The sequence below is a fragment of the Photobacterium indicum genome (genome assembly GCF_003026215.1).
Classification (GTDB): Bacteria; Pseudomonadota; Gammaproteobacteria; order Enterobacterales; family Vibrionaceae; genus Photobacterium; species Photobacterium indicum.
In genome coordinates this window covers 716,178-735,892 of the sequence record NZ_PYOC01000002.1, presented here as the reverse complement: position 1 = coordinate 735,892, position 19,715 = coordinate 716,178, and the positions used below count along the sequence as shown (strand labels likewise).

Genomic DNA, 19,715 nt, shown 5'->3' with positions numbered 1-19,715 from the left:
ATTACGAGAATAAAGCAGAACTATTTCTGGAGGCTATATGCAGGTTTTTTGGCAACTCCGTTGGTTTTTTCGGCAGGAATGGCGCCGTTATAGTGGTGCTATTTTTATTCTGTGCTTAGTGTCTGCTTTTGAATTGCTTCCTCCGCGTGCAATTGGCTGGATTGTGGACGGTGTCGTATCGGGTGATATGAGCTCGTCGACGATGTTTATGTGGCTAGGGGGCATTGTACTGCTCTGGCCCCTTGTTTATGTACTGCGCATTATATGGCGAGTCTGGTTGTTTGGTGCGGCCGCAAAGTTAGGCACGGTATTACGCAATAGGCTTTATCGTCATTTTTCATCCCATTCCCCTATTTTTTTTGAACGCTATAAAACCGGTGATTTAATGGCGCGCTCAACTAATGATGTGAATGCCGTGGTGATGACGGCTGGTGAAGGTGTACTAACCGCTGCAGATTCATTGATTATGGGGTTAGCCGTTATTCTGGTAATGACAACACAGCTAAGCTGGGAGCTCACCATTCTTGCTTTGTTACCGATGCCAGTTATGGCGTTTATCGTTTTTGGTTTTGGTCGACAATTACATACACGTTTCTCTGAATCACAAGCTGCATTTTCTGATCTTACCGATAAAACCCAAGAGTCATTGAACGGTGTAAGAATGATCAGGGCGTTTGGTTTAGAGCAACGACAGCAACAGGAATTTGACGCGGTTGTAGACGCTGTCGGGCAGAAAAACTTGGCTGTAGAGCAGGTCGATGCCAAGTTTGATCCCGTGATTCAGCTCACGATTGGTATGTCTTTTTTCCTCAGTATTGCGGGTGGTGGTTATATGGTGTCGCAAGGTCGGCTGACGTTGGGGGATCTTACCGCGTTTACGCTTTACCAAGGGTTAATGATTTGGCCAATGTTAGCACTGGCATGGGTATTCAATATTTTAGAACGAGGCTCGGCAGCCTTAAAACGTTTACAGCACATCTTTGATCAGCACCCGAGCATTGTGAGTGGTAAAAGTAGCCTTGAAATGACAGGTCAAACATTGCATGTGGATATTGAGCGATTTCATTGGGACAAACAAGCACAAGCGGCAATGCAACATGTCTCATTTGAGTTAAATGCTGGGCAGATGCTGGGTGTTGCGGGGCCTATCGGCAGTGGTAAATCAACACTGCTGGCGTTATTACTGCGTCAGCAAGAATTACAGCATGGGCAGATTATGTATGGTGATGTATCGATAAAAGCGGCTGATTTGCATCAGTGGCGCAGTCGATTTGCTGTCGTGAGCCAAACGCCATTTTTGTTCTCACGTTCTATTGCCGACAACATTGCACTCGGTCGACCTGAAGCCACTCATGAGCAGATTCGCCATGCGGCACAATTAGCGTGTATTGATGACGATATTCTTCAATTTCCGGAAGGGTATTACACCTTAGTGGGTGAAAAAGGGATCACACTGTCTGGTGGGCAAAAACAGCGTATTGCCATTGCACGGGCCTTATTGCTTGAGGCCGAAATATTGGTGTTGGACGATGCACTGTCTGCGGTTGACGGTAAAACCGAACATACAATCTTGCAGAATTTACAAGCAACGAAAACAAAGCAAACAGTGATCGTGATTGCTCACCGTTTAACGGCATTAGAGCAAGCAGATCAAATCTTAGTGTTGCAGCATGGCCAGATCGTTGAGCAAGGCAAGCACCAGAACTTGATCAAAGATGATGCTTGGTATGCAGAGATGCATCGTTATCAGCAATTAGAACGCGCAATCAAGGAGGCATAATGGAAAATAAAGCCGTCAACAAAGCCGTTTTAGTGCGTTTATTACGGTATGCCTTGAACGATAAAAAGAAATTGGCCATTGCTATTGGACTTTTGTTTGCAGGAGCACTGGCCGATGTATCAGGGCCATGGCTAATTCAACATTTCATCGATAACTATATTGCGAAAGATAATTACCCAATAGAAGCCATCGCTATGTTAGCTGCTGCCTATATTGGTTTGATGATTATTGGCGCGGGGCTAAAGTATGCTCAATCTATTCGTTTTAATACGATTGCGATTGGCGTGGTTCAAACTGTACGTAAGCAGCTATTTGGCAAGGTACTTAATCAGCCATTATCAGCATTTGATTACATGCCGACGGGCAAGCTTATTTCGCGAATTACCAATGATACTGAATCAATTAAAGATTTTTATGTCTTCGTGATTGCTACGGTATTAAAAAATGTCACTCTGATCAGTGTCATGCTGGTGGTTATGAGTTTCTTAAGTTGGCGTTTAACCATTATTGTCTTGATTTTATTGCCCATTGTTATTTTTATTATGGTTATTTATCAGCGAAAAAGTGCCAATGCTTATCGAAAAATGCGTGATTTGTTGGCTGATATTAATGCCTCGATGAGTGAATCTATTCAGGGAATGAGTTTAATTCAATTAATGCGACAAGAACGCGCGTTCAGCGAACAGTTTTCATCACTGACCAATAATCATTTACGGGCACAAGTCGGGGTAATGAAGCTAAACGGTTTGTTATTGCGCCCACTCATCGATTTGTTATCGGGAATCGCCTTAATATCATTGGTCGCATTATTTGGAGTGAGCGGCGTTGAGTTAATCGGGGTCGGTGTGCTTTATGCGTTTATCAGCTACTTGGGGCGGGTAACGGAACCATTAATTGAAATGACGCAGCAACTATCCTTGTTACAGCAAGCTTTGGTTGCCAGTGAACGTATTTTTGCCTTGATCGATGCAAAGCAGCAAGATTACGGTGATGATGAACAAGCGATCCAACTGGGTGAATTGCAATGCAAGAATGTCAGTTTTAGCTACGACGGTGAACAAACGGTCTTAAACAATATCGATATACATCTGCATCATCGTGGGTTTTTAGCATTAGTTGGGCATACAGGTAGTGGTAAAAGTACATTAGCTTCGTTGATGATGGGCTTTTATCCGGCCTCACAAGGGGAAATATTGGTTGATAAGCGCCTACTGACTGACCTGCATAAAACCGTATTTCGTGATGGTATCGCGATGGTGCAGCAAGACCCGCATATTCTGAGTGACACGGTACGGGAAAACATCCAATTAGGGCGAAATGTTACAGATGTTGTGATTTGGGACGCTTTAGACAAAGTGGGGCTGGCAGCGCAAATTCGACAATATTCAGATGGTCTAGATACGTTATTTGGCAGTGGAGAGGCGAACCTGTCTGCGGGGCAAAAGCAGCTACTTGCATTGGCTCGAGTATTGGTGGCAAAACCGAAAATCCTGATTTTAGATGAAGCGACAGCAAACATTGATTCGGGAACAGAGAAGAAAATTCAGCTGGCATTGAATGTATTACGTCAAGATATGAGCATTGTGGTTATTGCCCACCGTTTATCAACCATTATGGATGCTGATGAAATTGTGGTGTTGCACCGTGGCGATATTACCGAGCGCGGAACACATCAACAGCTATTGACAGAGAAAGGGCATTATTGGCAGATGTATCAACTGCAACAGGCGAGTGAGCATTTACATCAGTTAGAAGAAGAAACGATAGTTACTATTTAATAAACAACCAGATAAATAACAAGTGAAAGCGGAGTGAGATTATTGATGAATAATCGCCCTCCGCTTTTTTATCATTGTAGGTCAGAATATGACTAGGATTAGTTACTCCGAATCTTTATGTTGGCGCATTAGCCCTTCTTGAACAGCTGAAGCGACCAGTTCACCTTTCTGGTTGTAAATTTCACCACGAACCAAGCCTCGCGCTCCACTGGCTGATGGGCTTTCGATAACATAAAGCAGCCACTCATCAAGACGGAAAGGGCGGTGGAACCACATTGAGTGATCAATGGTGGCAACCTGCATTTTCGGAGTTAAGAGTGTCACCCCATGTGGTTGCAGTGCTGTAACCAGAAAACCCCAATCAGATGCATAAGCCAATACATACTGGTGGATACGAGGATCATTCGGCATCTCGCCGTTAGCCTTAACCCAAAGGTATTGTTTGGGATCTGCAGCTTTCGGTTTTAGTGGGTTAATAACGGTCACAGGGCGTACTTCGATAGGGCGATCACGACCAAAGGTTTCAACGGCTTTTTTCGGCAGATACTGTGCGATAGATTGAACCAGTTCCTTTTCTGATGCTAACCCTTCGGGGCCCGCAACATTAGGCATTGTTGATTGGTGTTCAAATCCTGCTTCTTCTGCTTGATAAGAGGCGGTTAAGTAAAAGATAGGTCTGCCATTTTGAATCGCTTTCACTCGGCGTGTACTGAAGCTTTTACCATCACGCAGTTTTTCAACATCGTAAATAATGGGTTTTTCAGGATCACCAGGCAATAAAAAGTAGCTGTGAAATGAATGAACATGGCGCAGGCTATCAACCGTTTCTTTTGCGGCAGAAAGAGACTGACCGATAACTTGACCACCATAAACCTGAGGTAAGCCCAAATGTTCACTCTGACCGCGGAATAAACCTTGCTCCAGTCGCTCTAATTGTAAAAGATTGAGAAGTTCATTCAGTTCTTTACTCATTGTGGATCCTATTACCATGTTATTATTAAGGAGTTATTACCAGACTAGAACACAGACTTATGTGTTATTAAATAGTAATTACATCTCAGCTTAATGGAGTTTTAGTATTTAAGGGTTAATCATGAAAAAGTTTTTTGCACTATTGTTTACGCTGATTTTAGCTCTTGTTATTACAGCGTGTACTACTCTAGTGCCAAATGACAATGATATGGGCACAGTAACGGGTTCTCTAGCTTATCGTGAGCGTGTTGCGCTTCCTGATAATGCGCGTATTACAGTGGCCTTATCTGATGTATCGAAAATGGATGTAGCTGCGGAAGTCATTAGCAGTCAGGCATTTATGTCTGAAGGCAAGCAAGCTCCTTATGACTTTTCACTTGGGTATAAACTCCAAGATATTAAAAGTAATCATACTTATGCGATTAGTGCTCGCATTGAAGTAAACGGTAAATTGATTTTTATTACTGATACCGCAAACCATGTGATTACAGATGCGTCTACAACCAATAATCTAGATTTAATGTTGGTTAAAGTACAATAAAAGAAACAACCTGAATTCGACCTTTATAGCCTAATAAAAATATTATGCTGTATACCCAAGTACCTCAAGATGCTCGTTTCAGCGAGGTTGAGGTCGCTTGGCTATGGCTATAGAGGTAAGCCACCTTGTTTATTACATCGCTCACTACACTGGATCACCGTTCCAACGGTAATGACGCAGTGATATTTTTCCGCTTTCTGATACATCTATCCCCTCAGCAAGCAGCTTTTCTCGCTGACGAATCAGATCATTTCCGGTTAACGATATCATCCCTTTAGCATTAACGACTCGGTGCCAAGGGATTTTCGATCCTTCTGGCAACGTTGCCATTAAACGCCCAACATGGCGAGCATAACCAGGAAAACCTGAAAATTTAGCTATTTCTCCATAGGTAGATATTTTTCCATATGGAATTTGATGTACTTGGGTGTAGATTTGAGCTGAAAAATCGTCCATATTTAAACCTGATGTAAAAAAAATTTGATATCGACCGATAGCTGCTGTTTTCAATGTATTTCAATAATACTATCGGATAACGCAAGGAGGTGCTGCCATGTTGTATGCCGCGTTACTCATTTTTGTCAGCATAGTTTTGACTGTATTAGGTGTTACTGCCTTAGGTTATAGTCAAGGAGATGTTCCTGCACTCGCTTTAGCGATTCCTGCACTGTGGTTGCTCCCTCAAGGTGGAGCTGCTGCGTGGCTTTTATTGATTGGTTTAGCCTCTTTTGGTGCTGTATTGCCGGATCAATCTTTAGCATTATCAATTAGCCTTTTTATGATGTTACCCATTTTTTCTGTCACCTTCTCGCCTAAAAGCAATTGGCAATTAGGCGCATTACTTGTTTCTGTTGTTCTTGCAATGGATGTGGGGCTAATGGCTTTACAAGGCGAAGGGAAGTTACCTGGTAGCGTTGGTGCTACTGTAGTACAAATTGTTGCTGTATGTCTTATTTGGTATGCCGCTCGATCTTGGCGCACTGTAGAAGGAAATACGTGGTGGCCATTATTTTTAGTGGTACCGCTATGGGTTGGGGGATTACAGCATGCTGCGTTAGTGGCCTTGTGTATCACAGGGTTAATTGCGGCACTGCAAGGCATGAAAAAGGTTAAAGTCGGAGATTGGGTGCCTCGCTTGGCTTGGGTATTACCTGCAGTTGGTTTTGCGACATTAGTGATTGTGCCGCAGTTTGACGTGCCTAACCCTGTCTTAGTTGCATGGCTATTGATACTTGGCGGTGCGTTATTGGGTGAATTCCTATTGGAAGAGCCAGAAGAAGTATAGGGCGATACCTAGCTGATCCGTAATCACTTCTTATCACAATCAATCACTTTGGGTAATAATTCAGCAGTTGATTCGGTGGAGTGAGATAACACCTTGCATTGTATGCAGCCTTAGTAGATAATCCTTTCCGTTCTCAAGCAGAACTGAAAGAATCTATGGAGGCCCCCATTGGTCCTCCCGCAACACTAACCTGTGAACTCGGCCAGACCCGGAAGGGAGCAACCGCAGCAGGTGACGTGTGTGCCGGGATGTGGCTGGTGGGGGCTTCCACCCATCTGATTGTTGTAGTTTGCACCATAAGCTGACATATCTTCCCTAATACCCTGCATAAGCTATTTTTGTTGTAGTAAAACAACAAATGAGCTGGTCTATTATGTACCGCCGAAAGCTAAAACACTCCCGCGTAAAGAACCTTTTTAAGTTTGTCAGTGCTAAGATGAATCAAGTCATGACAGTTGAGTCATATCTTGAGTTCGATACTTGCTTCCACCTCGAATATTCATCATCCATAACGTCTTTTATTGCCCAGCCTGAAGGCTTCATCTATCACCTTGATGAGCAAGATCTTCCTTATACACCTGATTTTCAGATTGTTGAGAACGATACCGCGAAGTGGATTGAAGTGAAACCTTTCGCGAAAACCCTGAATCCAGATTTTCTTCATCGCTTTAAAGCTAAGCAGGAAAAAGCACAAAAACTTGGTACTCCATTGATCAGTATAGTAAAAGCATTGTTGGCTTTCATTTGGGTTTCAAAGAGCCTAGTTATTATTCGGTAATGAAGGCCATTCTTAACGCGATAAAGCCCAAAACTGATATAGCAGAACGATTTCCTAGTATCGAGTGTGAATGGTATTGCCAAGGTAAGATGGAATCACTCGTTGTTGATAATGGAGCTGAGTTTTGGAGCAAGAGTTTAGAACAGTCCTGCCTTGAAGTAGGCATTAACATTACAACTAAGCCCGCTTGTTTAGAGATACTCTCTGAGTACACCGCTAGGCTCTCACTGGTTGAAGGTAAGTATCATCAAGTTAAACGGATGTTTGGTTTTTTTCAAAACGAAGTGTTGGAGCTTTATCGAGTTTCTGTGGGGAATATTTGCCTAGAGGGGCTTGAAGAGAGGCAAAGTAGGCAGCTTACACAAAAGGAGTTGATGACAAATTAAGGCGTATTGCTGGTTGTTCTTGTTTTAATGAAATTTAATTGCGAGACATACCCCAAAAAAAATATCACTCAAACCCTCAGCTAGCGAGTCACAGATTTTAAGGCCACAATTAGTTCTGGAGTTGCGCCTGACAAATACGTCAATACGATTTATTACATGCGGTATTCTAGGATGAAAAGAACAAAAAAAGAGGAGCTTATAAGAGATCATCAACCAGAGATGATTCGGGAGCGCTTATCTCGGGGGCCCCAAAGGCAAAATATTTCTGACGCTGTATTGGGTGGTATTGATGGGTGCATAACTACATTTGCTGTGGTTTCTGGCTCTGTTGGCGCCGGTTTTCCATCTTCTGTCGCGGTGATACTCGGCTTCGCAAACCTATTTGCTGATGGCTTTAGCATGGCTATAAGTAATTATGAATCTGGCAAAGCAGAGCAGGAATATTTTGAAAGCATCAAGCAGTCAGAAGAAAGACATATTGAAGAAGTTCCCGAAGGTGAACGAGAAGAAATAAGGCAAATATTTAAAGCCAAAGGTTTTAAGGGCGAGCTACTTGAAATAATTGTAGATACAATAACCGCCGACAAAAGAATATGGCTTGAAATCATGCTTATGGAAGAACATGGCATTGGCAAAACCACACGAAATCCCTCTATATCTGCCTGTGTGACTTTTCTGTCATTCATTGCAGTCGGTGCAATACCTTTGATGCCATATATCGTTTCATCTTTGCAGGTTAGCCAACAATTTTCTATGAGTGCTTTTCTTGCTGGTACAATGTTCTTCTTAATCGGTATGCTTAAAAGTCTTGCGCTGGCAAAGCCTGTTTTTCTATCTGGAGTACGTACACTTCTGACTGGAGGGGCAGCAGCGGCACTCGCCTATTTTACAGCCTATTATTTACGAGAAATTTTCAATATTTCAGTTGGTTAAGGTCGCATTAACGAGCCTATTATTCGAGGTGTTATGTGTACATAATGCTGGTCAGTATCTGCAAACGCACTTCTGGATGGTTTACTACAGAAAAAACGTAGTGATGAAAATTGTGAGCCTATTGACGTAAAAATCAAAAATCTCATCCTTAATAGCATCACCCGATGCAATTAAAGATAATAAGCATCAGTATTTTTATACCAAAACAAACGACTGAAAGTACGAGTTCTATTGATGCTCAATATCTATACATTTTCTAATCTGAGTGCATCAATTTAGGATATTGAGCCTAACAAATAAGATATAGATGTCCCAAACCGTGTTAGCAACATGGTGATTTGGTATGACACTTTATTCCTCTCCCATACATAGCGAAGGTTATTAGTTGAGTACTCAATCTGTGAACTGGCATGCTGGAACGACAAAGTCCCTCGGTAATCACACTCAAACGCCCGTAATGCGCCTCGCGGATAAACAAGCAAAAAGGTCACGTCCGTGGCCTTTTCTCTAACAAATTTATGCCTCATTCCTTGCTAGGGATACAGCTAGCCAGTTAACCGCAGCATTGCTTTTCTTATTGAAGCTAGGATCCGGCTCCATTCAATTCGCACCCTGTTAATAAACGAAACGCTTGCGGATGAACGGCTAGGGATGCCAATTCGCCGATTTCAACTTACTGAATAATTTTCAGTCCATTCGGGTAATAAAGGTTTGCTCGTCATCCACAAAAGCAACAAAGCCGCCGTAATAGATAAACACCCGACCACGCCCCTCAACTAGGCAGGCAAGCTGTGGGTTCAAATCTTCTTCGTTATCTTGGCTTTGAAAAGTGCCGGTATCGGTGATTACGCCGCTGAGTGTAGGCAAATATCCATAAGTGCGCTTGGCTTGATCAATCAGGTTCAATTCGCTGGCGGTAGAGAAGCAAAAGGGGATCGCACCGGCTTCTTCGATAAATATAGTTTTCAGTTCTTCAAAAGCTGTAATCACCAGCCAGTCGATGCCGTTAACATGATGGATAAACATAGAGTTTCTCGTTAATTCTGATGCGGAGATTTTATCACTATCAGGGGCGTACCATACATTTTTCCCCTTTATAATTTAGCGAGATTTAGGCTGTTAGGTCTCGTTTTGGGTTTTCCTTACATATTCTCATTTCAAGTAGGGAGAAGGTAATGCGCACTTTCTTCCAGTTATGAGCAATTTTCAACTGCCACTTAAGAGACTTATATTTGCATAAATATTCACTTGCTGATTTGTCCAATGCATATGAGGAAATGCATTAAGTATATGAACAATAGCAGTTTTTACCCAATGACTTTGCCTTGTACATAGCTTCATCCGCTCGATGATATAGCTCTTCAAATCCTAACAAATGCCTGCTAGACGTTGAAATCCCTATACTGACCGTACATTTCACATACTTGTAATTATGATAGATATTCAAATTTTGGACGTTTAGACGTATTCTTTCCGCAGTAACAGTTGCTTCCTCACTGTCAGCATCTTTCAAAAACACCACAAACTCTTCCCCACCTAGTCTGGCGACATAATCCCCTTTGCGTAATGCAAGTTTTATGGTGTTAGCAATCTCAATCAGAATTTCATCGCCAAATGGGTGACCATAGGTGTCATTAATATCTTTAAAATCATCAACGTCTATTACGAATAGACTCACATGAAGAGAATCTTTTTCATTTAATTCAAAGTACTCTGCTGTTAGCTTCAGGAATGTTCTGCGATTTGGAACGCCCGTTAATGAGTCGATTTCGGCTAAGTGCCTCATATGAGCCAATTGCTGTTTATGATGTTTTACCCAGTGTATACAGGCGAAGATAAATAGAATAAAGCCCAATGATTTAACAATATCTTCTGTTATATCCAAAATACCATCAATTACAAAAAATTCGTCCAAGAGATCAATACTATTTCCTACAACCAGTAAAGACATAGATAGGAAGAGAACTTTATAGATGCCTGAGTCTTCCCTAAGCTGTTCAAAAGTAAGCAATAAGTAGATAAACGCCGAAACATTTGTAATTTCAAGTACAATATCCACAGCATTCGGAGTTGCATATGGGTAGTGGTATGCTGTGAAAACCGATATTAACAAAACTAAGAAAAGAACAGCAAATGCTCTATTTCGTTCGGCAATAGCTTTCATGTTTAACAACTCAAGGGCAACGAAATATCGATTATATCTATACTAGCTCTTCATTGGCAATAAATGTTCCCATCCCCCTAGTGATGGAAAAAACACGCTATCTTCATGCGTATTTACGCATTATGGCTGCTTTTTTATGTGGTTTTACTGCAAAAAGTTTGCGTCATGTATAAGCGTAATCTCAAGCACTCCCGTGTAAATAATCTATATAAATTTGTTAGTGCCAAGATGAATCGTGTTTTCATCGCTGAAGGCTCTCCTCATATTCATTCTTATGAAGCTCAACCTGTCGGTTTTGTCTATCAATGCTTTAACCGAGATTGCCCATATAAGCCAGATTTCAATTGCGTTGATTCCAGCAACAATTAAAAATATTTCTGTCAGTTTTTTTGATTGCGAAGCCCATGGTTTCGCAATTCTCCCATAGCCTTTCCCTTTTTTGCAGACAGAGAAGGGAAAGGCTATTGGTTAACATCTAATCAGGCAGCGCCATTTTGTGTTACAATACGCCGCTTGGGATTGAGCAAAAAGCCATTAATCACCTACGGCGGTGGTTTTCATCATGTTTGTTTATATGGTGCGGCTAGCCAATCAAGTAGTAATTGGATATGGAGTTGGTCCTTGTATTCGTTGATTCGGGTATGTGAACATCATAATTTATGGGTTTTAAATCAAAAAAGTACAGTATTGATTCTACTGATTATCAAGTTGGTCAAGATAACATCAGTAAATGGGGCATGGATGTCCACAACACAGTTTTCGTAGCCTCAGTCGGCTTATCTATTCTCTTCATTGTCACCCTTCTCGCATTACCGCCAGCAGATGCAAAAGCAGCTATTGATTCCATTAAGGGTGCTGTGCTATCAAATTTTGACTTCCTCTTTATGTGGGGAGCCAACATCTTATTAATCTTTGCCATTATTATAGCCTTTTCACCTTTAGGTAAAATTCGCTTAGGTGGTGAAAACGCAACGCCAGATTATTCAAAAGCATCTTGGATTTCGATGCTATTCGCTGCCGGTATGGGTATTGGACTTATTTTCTGGGGTGTTGCAGAGCCAACCGCGTTCTTTACCAACTGGTTTGGAACTCCACTTAATGTTGAGCCTTTTACAGAGGCGGGTCGTGAACTGGCATTAGGCGCAACCGTCTTCCATTGGGGCTTACATGCATGGGCTATCTATGGCATGACAGCACTTTGCCTTGCCTACTTTGTTTACAATAAAGGCTTACCACTCTCAATGCGCTCTGTGTTTTACCCATTATTAGGTGATCGAGTTTGGGGGAAAACAGGTGATGTGATTGATATCTTAACGGTATTGGTTACTTTGTTTGGCCTTGCAACGTCTCTTGGTTTAGGGGGCACACAGGCGGCTAGTGGTATCAGCCATGTTTTCGGAATGGAAAATAATATCTACCTTCAACAGTCCATTATCGTATTGATTATGGGCTTAGCCATTATTTCTGTTCTGCGTGGTATGGATGGCGGGGTTAAGTTTCTCAGTAACCTAAATATGGTTATCGCATTTATATTCCTTGGCCTTATTGCTATTTTGAATTTCACTACAGTATTGGATTCCTTAGTAACTGCTGTAACGGGTTATGTAAAAAACATTATTCCGTTAAGTCAAACCTCGGGTCGTGATGATACAACGTGGTTGCATGGTTGGACTGTGTTCTATTGGGCGTGGTGGGTTGCGTATGCACCTTTCTTTGGTATGTTTGTAGCTCGTATATCTAAAGGACGCACCGTTCGCGAATTCCTTCTTTGTGTAATGCTTATTCCGACAATGGTAACAACGGCTTGGATGTCAATCTTCGGTGGCGTTGCTATTCAACAAGTAATAGATAAAGTTGGGAAATTAGGTGTAGATCAAGGGATTACCGATGTCTCTCTAAGCTTGTTCCATATGCTAGATGCTTACCCGTTCGGGGATATTCTATCCTTTATTGCTGTAGCACTGATTATCGTTTTCTTTGTAACAACGTTAGATTCAGGCTCTATCGTTATTGATGGTATGACCGCAGGTGGTAAGTTAGAAGTACCAGTGAAACAAAAGGTAGTTTGGGCTGTTATCTCTGGTGCTATCGCAATGGTTATGTTGTGGATTGGTGGCACTCAATCTATTCAAGCTCTGCAATCAATCACCATTATTGCAGCAATGCCGTTTACTATTATTCTTCTGTTAGGCAGTGTGAGCCTGTTTAAAGGGCTGTTGACGGAAGTTAATAAACCTCAGGTATCGACTAACCAAGTTAACTAATCACGTTAGTTAGTCGTTAGATTAATAATTAGGTTTACAGTAAAACTCTCTGGTACTTCGTGCTGGGGAGTTTTTTGCTTTTTAGATATGAGGATAAAAGCCACAATTGAGTGGGATTTTGCAGCTCCAAATTTTGATATTACGCGTTTAATTCGTGTTGAATTAGGTAACCTAAAGCACCTATGCGAAATCACTCTCCACATAGATATATAACGAGGTGCTCAAATTGTGTTAACTTGCTGATAGGTTCATTGCACTATGTCAGCTTATGTTGCAAGCAATATGTTTGGTGATTGCACCATAACTCTGCATAAGTAAAAACACTCCCGCGAAAAGAACCTTTTTAAGTTTGTCAGTGCTAAAATGAATCAAGTCACGATTGTTGAGTCATACCTTGAGTTTGATACTTACTTTCACCTCGAATATTCATTATCGATAAGGTCTTTTATTGCCCTGCCTGAAGGCTTTATTTATATCGTTATAGTTTGAAACGTCAACACGCCCTAATCACCCAAAAGGATTAAAAAATGACTGTAAAACACACCCCTACAGGTATCGTACATAAAGGTACTAAAGGTGGAACTACAGGATGCCGAATTAACACAAAAGTACGCTCAAAGCATTGGGTAGCCTCAACAGAAAAAGTTACTTGCGATAAGTATGGATGTAGAAACGAAAAATAATATTTTAACTGCGATTTTTCGAAAGGCTGCCAACTGGCGGCCTTTTTACCCATTTAACTGTTTAAATCTAACAACGATGGCTGATTGAATAATACTTGTAAGATATTAATGAATTGGCCGACATGAAGACCATCCATCATCCCGTGGTGTACTTCTATCGAAAGAGGCATTCTCATGCGATCACCATTTTGAGTTAATTTTCCTAACGCCATTTTGGGAATACTGTCTGGATGTTTGGTGTCTCTTGCGTGCGTCATGCTGGTGAAATCAACCCAGGGTAGTACTGTCATATGGATAGTATCTTGACGTATTTCTTGGCCAATAAACTGTTCCATAATAAACGGCGAGTTTTTTATTCTTATTTCAGTTTTAGTCGCACTCTGGGTGAATTGTTTAAAAATAGACGCATAGGGGAGGTCGCAAAATCTTACCGTATCGTCATTAGCGAGCAAGGCGACGCTGACACACATTGGTGAATAGATGCGTACTTCATCCTCTACAATGCGATATGCCATCGGCTCAAATTGGTTAAGGGCTTGTTGAGTTAGGTAAAGGTAAGCATGGAAAAAACGATGACCGTGCTGCTTACAATAATGATATAGCTCAGTAACATCGATGTTTGAACAGATGTTATACCAAGGATGAGTGAAATCTTGGTAGAACTTGAAATGTTCTGCGCGTAACCATTGGTTTGTATCCTGTATTTTATATGTCATTGAATTTCATTTTAAATCTATATCTATGATGATTGCGATGATGATATTGTTTATCGAAAAAATTGGAAACAAAAATTTCCCCACAGTTTGTTGACCAAATAGAAGTAACGACCTGTTTTCTCAAAATGGTTAGAAAATTAGTGGCTCTAAGAAGCAGAACCACAAATACGCAGCAACAATTGAGTTTGAATCGTGGCTTTTCAGTATCTTAAAAAAGCTGGTTTAGCATCTTAACGTCGTATGAGACCAAAGGTAGCTGTTGGCGAACTTTTATTACATAATCAGGGTTTGCGATCAATGGACGACCAATTGCGACTAAATCTGCATCTCCATCAATAAGCGCTTTGCCCCCCGTATCAGCACTATATCCACCACATGCAATAACAGTCCCTTTGTATAGTCGTTTTATATATTGGGTTACGGTAGCATTCAAATGTGGCTGATAATTGTCTTCGAACATTCCGGTGTGAACATAAGCTAAGTCATATTCGGTTAAATGTTTGAGTACATAATCGGACACGTGAATATCACGTTCATCATGATCTAAATGCAAGTATGCGGTAGGTGAAAGTCGCACACCGACATGTCCAATTTCTTTTTTTACCTTTCTAATAACTTCAAATAGTATACGGCTCATGTTTTCTGGTGTACCGCCCCATTCATCAGTACGACGGTTCGTATCCCAGTGCAAGAATTGGTCAAGCAGATATCCGTTGGCCGCGTGGATCTCAACACCGTCAAATCCCGCTTTTTTGGCATTTGCAGCTGCATGAGTAAAATCTGAGATTATTTTCTCAATTTCTTCGCTTGTCATTGCTCTTGGTGTTTCATACTGTAAATCTGTTGTACGTGGAACGCGCCCCTTTAGGGGAACGGCTGAAGGAGCTAGAGGCTTCTCACCGTTTAAATAAATAGGATGGGATACTCGACCTGTATGCCATATCTGAGCAAAGATTTTTCCGCCATTACGATGAACCTTTTCTGTTACTGCTTTCCAACCCTCTACTTGCTCAGGTGAATAAATCGCAGGTGTATTTGGATAGCCTTGAGCTGTTGTCGAAATCATCAAGGATTCAGTGATGATTAGTCCTGTATCAGCTCGGCGAGCATAATAGTCTGCCATTGCTGATGTCGGAATAAAGTTATCATCAGCCATGCTACGGTTCATAGGGGCCATCACTATGCGATTCTTTAACGTCATATTCTGATTTAGTTGGTATGGTTCGAATAAGATGTTATGAGTCATCGGTAACTCCAAAAGTATGCTTTGAAAGATGTTCAAACTATAAATCGCCAAAGAAGCGAATAGAACTAAGGGAAATAGAACACCATGTATTCCAATATAGAATAGCTTGGTGATAATTGAGTATAATTGGCCTTAGAAATTTAATCAGGAGGGCATATGGATCAGCTGAGTGCGATGCGAGCTTTTGTGCGAGTGGTGCAAATGGGCAGCTTTTCAGCGGCAGCAAGAGAGCAAGATACCACCCAAGCGACCATCAGTAAGAAGGTTGCAGCATTAGAAAAAAAATTAGGAGCGAAATTATTGTCGCGCACCAGTCGAGAACTGTCTTTAACCGAAGTCGGGGCTGATTATTATGAAAACTGCGTGATTATTCTCAGTGAGCTCGATGAAGCGGAAGCCCAAGTGCGTTCACAAATTGCTTTGCCATCGGGGGTGTTACGTGTTGCAGCCCCCGTTGTATTTGGCCGCCAGTTTATGGCTCCCATTTTAGTTGAATTCTTAAATGCTTACCCAGAGATCAAAGTTGATCTGATGCTAAATGATAAGCATATTGACTTGATAGCCGATGGTGTAGATGTCGCGATACGAGCCAAGCAATTGGAAGATTCTACTCTTGTGGCAAGACACTTATTCAATAACCCATTGGTTGTGGTTGCATCTCCTGAATATCTTCAGAAAAATACGAAACCTCAGAATCCAGATGAGTTGAAAAATCACAATTGCATCGTTTACTCGATGTTGAAGTCGATCAATATTTGGCATTTTGAGCAGGAGAATAACAATATGTCTGTACCCGTGACAGGCAGTTTTCGGTGTGATAATGGTGATGTGATATTACAGTTGGTACTTGATGGCGCAGGTATTGCGCAGTTACCTGTATGGATGGTGGATGAGCATATTCGCTCTGGTAAATTAGCAATGGTGTTAGAAGGGTATATATCAAAACCTCTGCCATTTAACGCCATTTACCCTCAAAATCGATATGTACCGCTAAAAGTACGCTGCTTTATTGAGTATTTGAAGCAAAAGCTAGCAGATAATCCGTTGTACCAATGATATTCCTTATGCTGTTCACGAAGCAATGAAGGTGATGATATCGCCTTCATTGCTTCGTAAGTATTATTGTATTTTAACTTACACAAAAGTCCCGCGGATTGGGTAATTATTATTGGGATTGCGAATAAATTTTAACCCCTGTAACAATACATTCAAATCAGGCCGTGCAAAAGGTCCATTCGACATGTCCAATACTTGCACTTTTCCTTCATGATTGATTACAAATAACGCAGGCTCCGCAAATGGGTGATCCGTTTCTTGTTCAGATCTAGGAGTAGAGATATATAGCCCTAATGTTTGCATTTGCTCGGGGCTTAAATCGTAAGCTAATGGGTAGCTGATTTTCAGTTCTTCTTTGTGTTGACGAGCTTGCGTTTCGCTATCTGCAGAAATCGCAATGACATCAATGCCAATGTTTCTGTATTCTTCAACTAATATTTCCAGATCATTGAGGTAGCGTGTGCACAATGGGCAATGTTTGCCACGATAAACGACAACCATTTTCCAATCGTATCGTTTCTCTGGTTTACCTAATGTGACGTCTTTACCTTCTAATGTCTGAACTAAGATATTAGGGAAGGTGGCACCTGCTTCAAATTTTAAGGCTGACATAACTTTATCTCATTTATTGATGTTTTAGGTAATTGTAGCTATCGTCATTCTTATCACGTTTGCCACGGTATTTATCACTGTAGCTCTCTGCCCAGATGGCAGTTGCATCTTGATTCTGGTTCCAATCAAAAACAGTAGAGCGATGTTTGATTTTCCATACGCCATCACGACGTTCGAAACGAAAATGGTGGCGACCACCTAAAATACCTTCTTTGTCTACGCCATTTTCCTCATGCACATGGTAAGCCCATACGTAACATTCTGCTGTGGCTGTATCACCATCAATTTCAATCAGTGGGTTGCTGATGCGGTGCTGAGTGGTTTTTAACGCTCGGAACCCTTCCATCGCAGGCTCAACAAATGCGTGGGCATTATCATTGTAGAAAAATAAATCTGGAAAAATAGGATCTTGGTGCTCTTCAATGGCATCTTCCCAGTAAGTTGACTTCATCAGTTTTCCATCTACTCGGTCTAGAGCACGAGCGAACTTGTACATGATCTCTGTCATCTCTTGTTTATCTAATAGTTGTTGTAGTTGCTGCTGCATTTCCATCATCATTTCCTCGGTCATTTTTAGTAGCCATGCTACTTAGCAAAAGTTGGTGTTGAGGCGTAACCCCATTAAGCGATGAGATGATAATATCGATTCCATTAAGGGGTGATAAGGAGGCTGAAATGCATAACAATAATTCCATTTAGGAATAGATTAATTATAAACACGAAGTACTGACAAGCGTTGATATAAAGTTGACACCGATAATTAATGGAATTGGTATTACTACGTATTTCATCCTCTTTTGCTTGCTCTGCAAGAAGACGTTTTAATTTAGCAAGGCGTCAAATTTCAGTTATTACTGCGCGACTCTGCGTTTCATACTATGTAAAACGACTATTAACGTGATTGGAATTACATTTTTTATACTTCTTCGGGATCGTTCCCGAAAGTTTATGTATATTCTTCGGGTAACTATAAAGTGTACGAGTAATCAGTTCACTTTATGAGTTACTGGTTACTTTATATGCCTACTTACAGTAGGAATAATATTTCATCTGCTTGTATTTGTATGAATGGGAACGTTTGCAATTCGATGCCTATTTGCAATCCAAAACGGAGAAATATAACAATGAAAATGAACACGCTTACCTTAGCAGTGGTGTTAGGGCTTGGATCTACCTCAGTAATAGCGAATACAGATGTAGCAGAACTAGAACAACGCATTAATGAACTAGAAGCACGCTTAGTCAAAACGGAACAAGTAACAGAAGAAGCAAACGACCAAGCCTCATCTTTTGAGTTTCATGGCTATGCTCGTGCGGGCTTGCTGATTAATGATAACTTGAATGGCGCGACGGGAACTGGCCCCTACATGACTGCTGCAGGTGCTATTGGTGCTCCAATTGGCCGTTTAGGCGTTGAAGATGACAACTATGTGGAAGCAAACCTAATTCATAATCGTTATCTAGATGATGGTTCTAGTGCTCGCTTCCATATTATGCTGGCAGATAGTGTAGAGACAAACAATGAATGGACGGCAGAAGAGAGCCAGTTGAATGTGCGTCAGGTATACTCCGAGTTAGCGAACTTGCGTGCGTTTAGTGACTCTGAAGCACTATCAAATGCAACGTTCTGGGCTGGGAAACGGTTTGATCGTGCCAACTACGATATCCATTTCTTAGATTCTGATATTGTTTTCTTATCTGGTACCGGAGCGGGTGTTTATGATGCCCAACTGTCGGATGATTGGAAAGCTAACTTCTCAATCTATGGTCGTGATTTTGGAAATATTGACAGTTCATCAACGGATATCGAAAACTATATCGCAACAATGAACAACTGGGTAGGTAACTGGCAGTTCATGTTAAGTGGTATGACGGCTTCAGATAACAAAGAGCTGACGCAAGGCTCGGCAGATAAAGGTTTCCATGCTTTGCTGGCTTACCATGCTGATAGCTTTTATGGTGCAGGAGAAGGATTCGCTAAGTCAGGCGTACTATTTGGAGACGGTCTGGGGGCTGAGTTGAAAGGCATTGGTTCAAATGGCTTGTTGACGGAAGATGCTCAGGCTGTTCGTGTGTTTACCTATGGTGTAACTCGTTTTGCAGAAAATTGGCGTGCGGCACCTTCGTTTATGGCGGAGTATAGCCAAGACCGTTTTGAGAAAAATGATGAATTTGCATGGGCTTCTGTCAATCTGCGTTTGGCACAAGAGTTCACTGAGAACTTTGAGATGGTGTATGAAGGCTCATATCAGTATATGGATTTAGATAACGCAACAGATAAAGCGAGTGGCAGCTTCTACAAAGCGACGATTGCACCAACCTTGAAGTTATCTACCAGTAAGGGATTCTTTGACCGCCCTGAATTACGTTTTGCGGTAAGTTATGTGGATTGGAGCGAAGATCTTAATGATTACGCGGTCAGTCTTGATACCGATGCTGCAACCATGGGGGATGGTGGCGAAGTACTATTCGCGCTTCAAATGGAAACGTGGTTCTAAAAGATACACCATAATTCGCCAGC

General features: G+C 41.5%; 18 protein-coding genes and 1 other RNA gene. 11 read left to right on the top strand and 8 right to left on the bottom strand.

The window, feature by feature from the left end; translation table 11 throughout:
* Window positions 1-37 precede the first annotated feature (37 nt).
* Together C9J47_RS09205 and C9J47_RS09200 are read left to right on the top strand one after the other, a co-directional pair.
* Entirely contained in the window at window positions 38-1,780 is a 1,743-nt protein-coding gene (locus C9J47_RS09205; RefSeq protein ID WP_107253242.1) for an ABC transporter transmembrane domain-containing protein, read from the top strand.
* On the top strand, window positions 1,780-3,558 hold the full coding sequence (locus C9J47_RS09200; protein ID WP_107253241.1) for a SmdB family multidrug efflux ABC transporter permease/ATP-binding protein: 1,779 nt from the start codon (window positions 1,780-1,782) through the stop codon (window positions 3,556-3,558). Before C9J47_RS09205 ends, C9J47_RS09200 begins: the two co-directional genes overlap by 1 nt.
* 102 nt (window positions 3,559-3,660) lie before the next feature.
* Here the strand turns inward: C9J47_RS09200 and tesB are convergent, their stop codons facing one another.
* Window positions 3,661-4,530: an acyl-CoA thioesterase II gene (gene tesB, locus C9J47_RS09195; RefSeq protein ID WP_107253240.1), complete on the bottom strand. Its 870-nt coding sequence runs from the start codon at window positions 4,528-4,530 to the stop codon at window positions 3,661-3,663.
* A gap of 121 nt (window positions 4,531-4,651) precedes the next feature.
* On the opposite strand from tesB, the gene C9J47_RS09190 reads away from it, so the two are divergent.
* Entirely contained in the window at window positions 4,652-5,071 is a 420-nt protein-coding gene (locus tag C9J47_RS09190) for a YbaY family lipoprotein (protein WP_107253239.1), read from the top strand.
* A gap of 144 nt (window positions 5,072-5,215) precedes the next feature.
* Here the strand turns inward: C9J47_RS09190 and C9J47_RS09185 are convergent, their stop codons facing one another.
* Window positions 5,216-5,527 carry an MGMT family protein gene (locus tag C9J47_RS09185; RefSeq protein WP_107253472.1) on the bottom strand — a complete coding sequence of 104 codons (312 nt, stop codon included), beginning with the start codon at window positions 5,525-5,527 and terminating at the stop codon, window positions 5,216-5,218.
* Window positions 5,528-5,624: 97 nt separating this feature from the next.
* Here C9J47_RS09185 and C9J47_RS09180 point away from each other — a divergent pair, with 97 nt between their 5' ends.
* From C9J47_RS09180 to C9J47_RS09160, 5 genes are all read left to right on the top strand, one after another.
* Window positions 5,625-6,356 (top strand): VP0952 family biofilm-associated protein, encoded by a 732-nt coding sequence (locus C9J47_RS09180; protein WP_107253238.1) that lies wholly within the window; start codon window positions 5,625-5,627, stop codon window positions 6,354-6,356.
* Between the two features lie 166 nt (window positions 6,357-6,522).
* Window positions 6,523-6,619: signal recognition particle sRNA small type (gene ffs, locus C9J47_RS09175), an RNA gene on the top strand.
* 95 nt (window positions 6,620-6,714) lie between these two features.
* Window positions 6,715-7,134 carry a TnsA endonuclease N-terminal domain-containing protein gene (locus C9J47_RS09170; RefSeq protein ID WP_170107478.1) on the top strand — a complete coding sequence of 140 codons (420 nt, stop codon included), beginning with the start codon at window positions 6,715-6,717 and terminating at the stop codon, window positions 7,132-7,134.
* An 89-nt stretch (window positions 7,135-7,223) separates the two neighbouring features.
* A complete protein-coding gene (locus tag C9J47_RS27215) occupies window positions 7,224-7,520 on the top strand; it encodes a pseudouridine synthase family protein (protein WP_211321723.1) in 297 nt (98 codons plus the stop codon).
* A 171-nt stretch (window positions 7,521-7,691) separates the two neighbouring features.
* Window positions 7,692-8,453: a VIT1/CCC1 transporter family protein gene (locus tag C9J47_RS09160; RefSeq protein WP_107253236.1), complete on the top strand. Its 762-nt coding sequence runs from the start codon at window positions 7,692-7,694 to the stop codon at window positions 8,451-8,453.
* 687 nt (window positions 8,454-9,140) lie between these two features.
* Here C9J47_RS09160 and C9J47_RS09155 read toward each other — a convergent pair.
* The gene (locus tag C9J47_RS09155) at window positions 9,141-9,479 is read right to left on the bottom strand and encodes a hypothetical protein (RefSeq protein ID WP_036802973.1); all 339 of its coding nucleotides are present in this window, start codon (window positions 9,477-9,479) and stop codon (window positions 9,141-9,143) included.
* A gap of 256 nt (window positions 9,480-9,735) precedes the next feature.
* Window positions 9,736-10,617 (bottom strand): GGDEF domain-containing protein, encoded by an 882-nt coding sequence (locus C9J47_RS09150; RefSeq protein WP_107253235.1) that lies wholly within the window; start codon window positions 10,615-10,617, stop codon window positions 9,736-9,738.
* A gap of 659 nt (window positions 10,618-11,276) precedes the next feature.
* On the opposite strand from C9J47_RS09150, the gene C9J47_RS09140 reads away from it, so the two are divergent.
* Window positions 11,277-12,881: a BCCT family transporter gene (locus C9J47_RS09140; protein WP_006229894.1), complete on the top strand. Its 1,605-nt coding sequence runs from the start codon at window positions 11,277-11,279 to the stop codon at window positions 12,879-12,881.
* A 736-nt stretch (window positions 12,882-13,617) separates the two neighbouring features.
* On the opposite strand, the gene C9J47_RS09135 is transcribed toward C9J47_RS09140, so the two are convergent.
* Both C9J47_RS09135 and C9J47_RS09130 read right to left on the bottom strand, forming a co-directional pair.
* Window positions 13,618-14,280, bottom strand: a complete 663-nt coding sequence (locus tag C9J47_RS09135; protein WP_107253233.1) for a CatA-like O-acetyltransferase — start codon at window positions 14,278-14,280, stop codon at window positions 13,618-13,620.
* Window positions 14,281-14,488: 208 nt separating this feature from the next.
* A complete protein-coding gene (locus tag C9J47_RS09130) occupies window positions 14,489-15,526 on the bottom strand; it encodes an alkene reductase (RefSeq protein ID WP_107253232.1) in 1,038 nt (345 codons plus the stop codon).
* Between the two features lie 156 nt (window positions 15,527-15,682).
* Here C9J47_RS09130 and C9J47_RS09125 point away from each other — a divergent pair, with 156 nt between their 5' ends.
* Entirely contained in the window at window positions 15,683-16,582 is a 900-nt protein-coding gene (locus C9J47_RS09125; protein ID WP_107253231.1) for a LysR family transcriptional regulator, read from the top strand.
* Window positions 16,583-16,660: 78 nt separating this feature from the next.
* Here the strand turns inward: C9J47_RS09125 and C9J47_RS09120 are convergent, their stop codons facing one another.
* Entirely contained in the window at window positions 16,661-17,194 is a 534-nt protein-coding gene (locus C9J47_RS09120; RefSeq protein WP_107253230.1) for a peroxiredoxin-like family protein, read from the bottom strand.
* Window positions 17,195-17,207: 13 nt separating this feature from the next.
* Window positions 17,208-17,765 (bottom strand): nuclear transport factor 2 family protein, encoded by a 558-nt coding sequence (locus C9J47_RS09115; protein WP_245903392.1) that lies wholly within the window; start codon window positions 17,763-17,765, stop codon window positions 17,208-17,210.
* A gap of 553 nt (window positions 17,766-18,318) precedes the next feature.
* Here C9J47_RS09115 and C9J47_RS09110 point away from each other — a divergent pair.
* Entirely contained in the window at window positions 18,319-19,692 is a 1,374-nt protein-coding gene (locus tag C9J47_RS09110) for a carbohydrate porin (RefSeq protein WP_107253228.1), read from the top strand.
* Window positions 19,693-19,715: the final 23 nt, after the last annotated feature.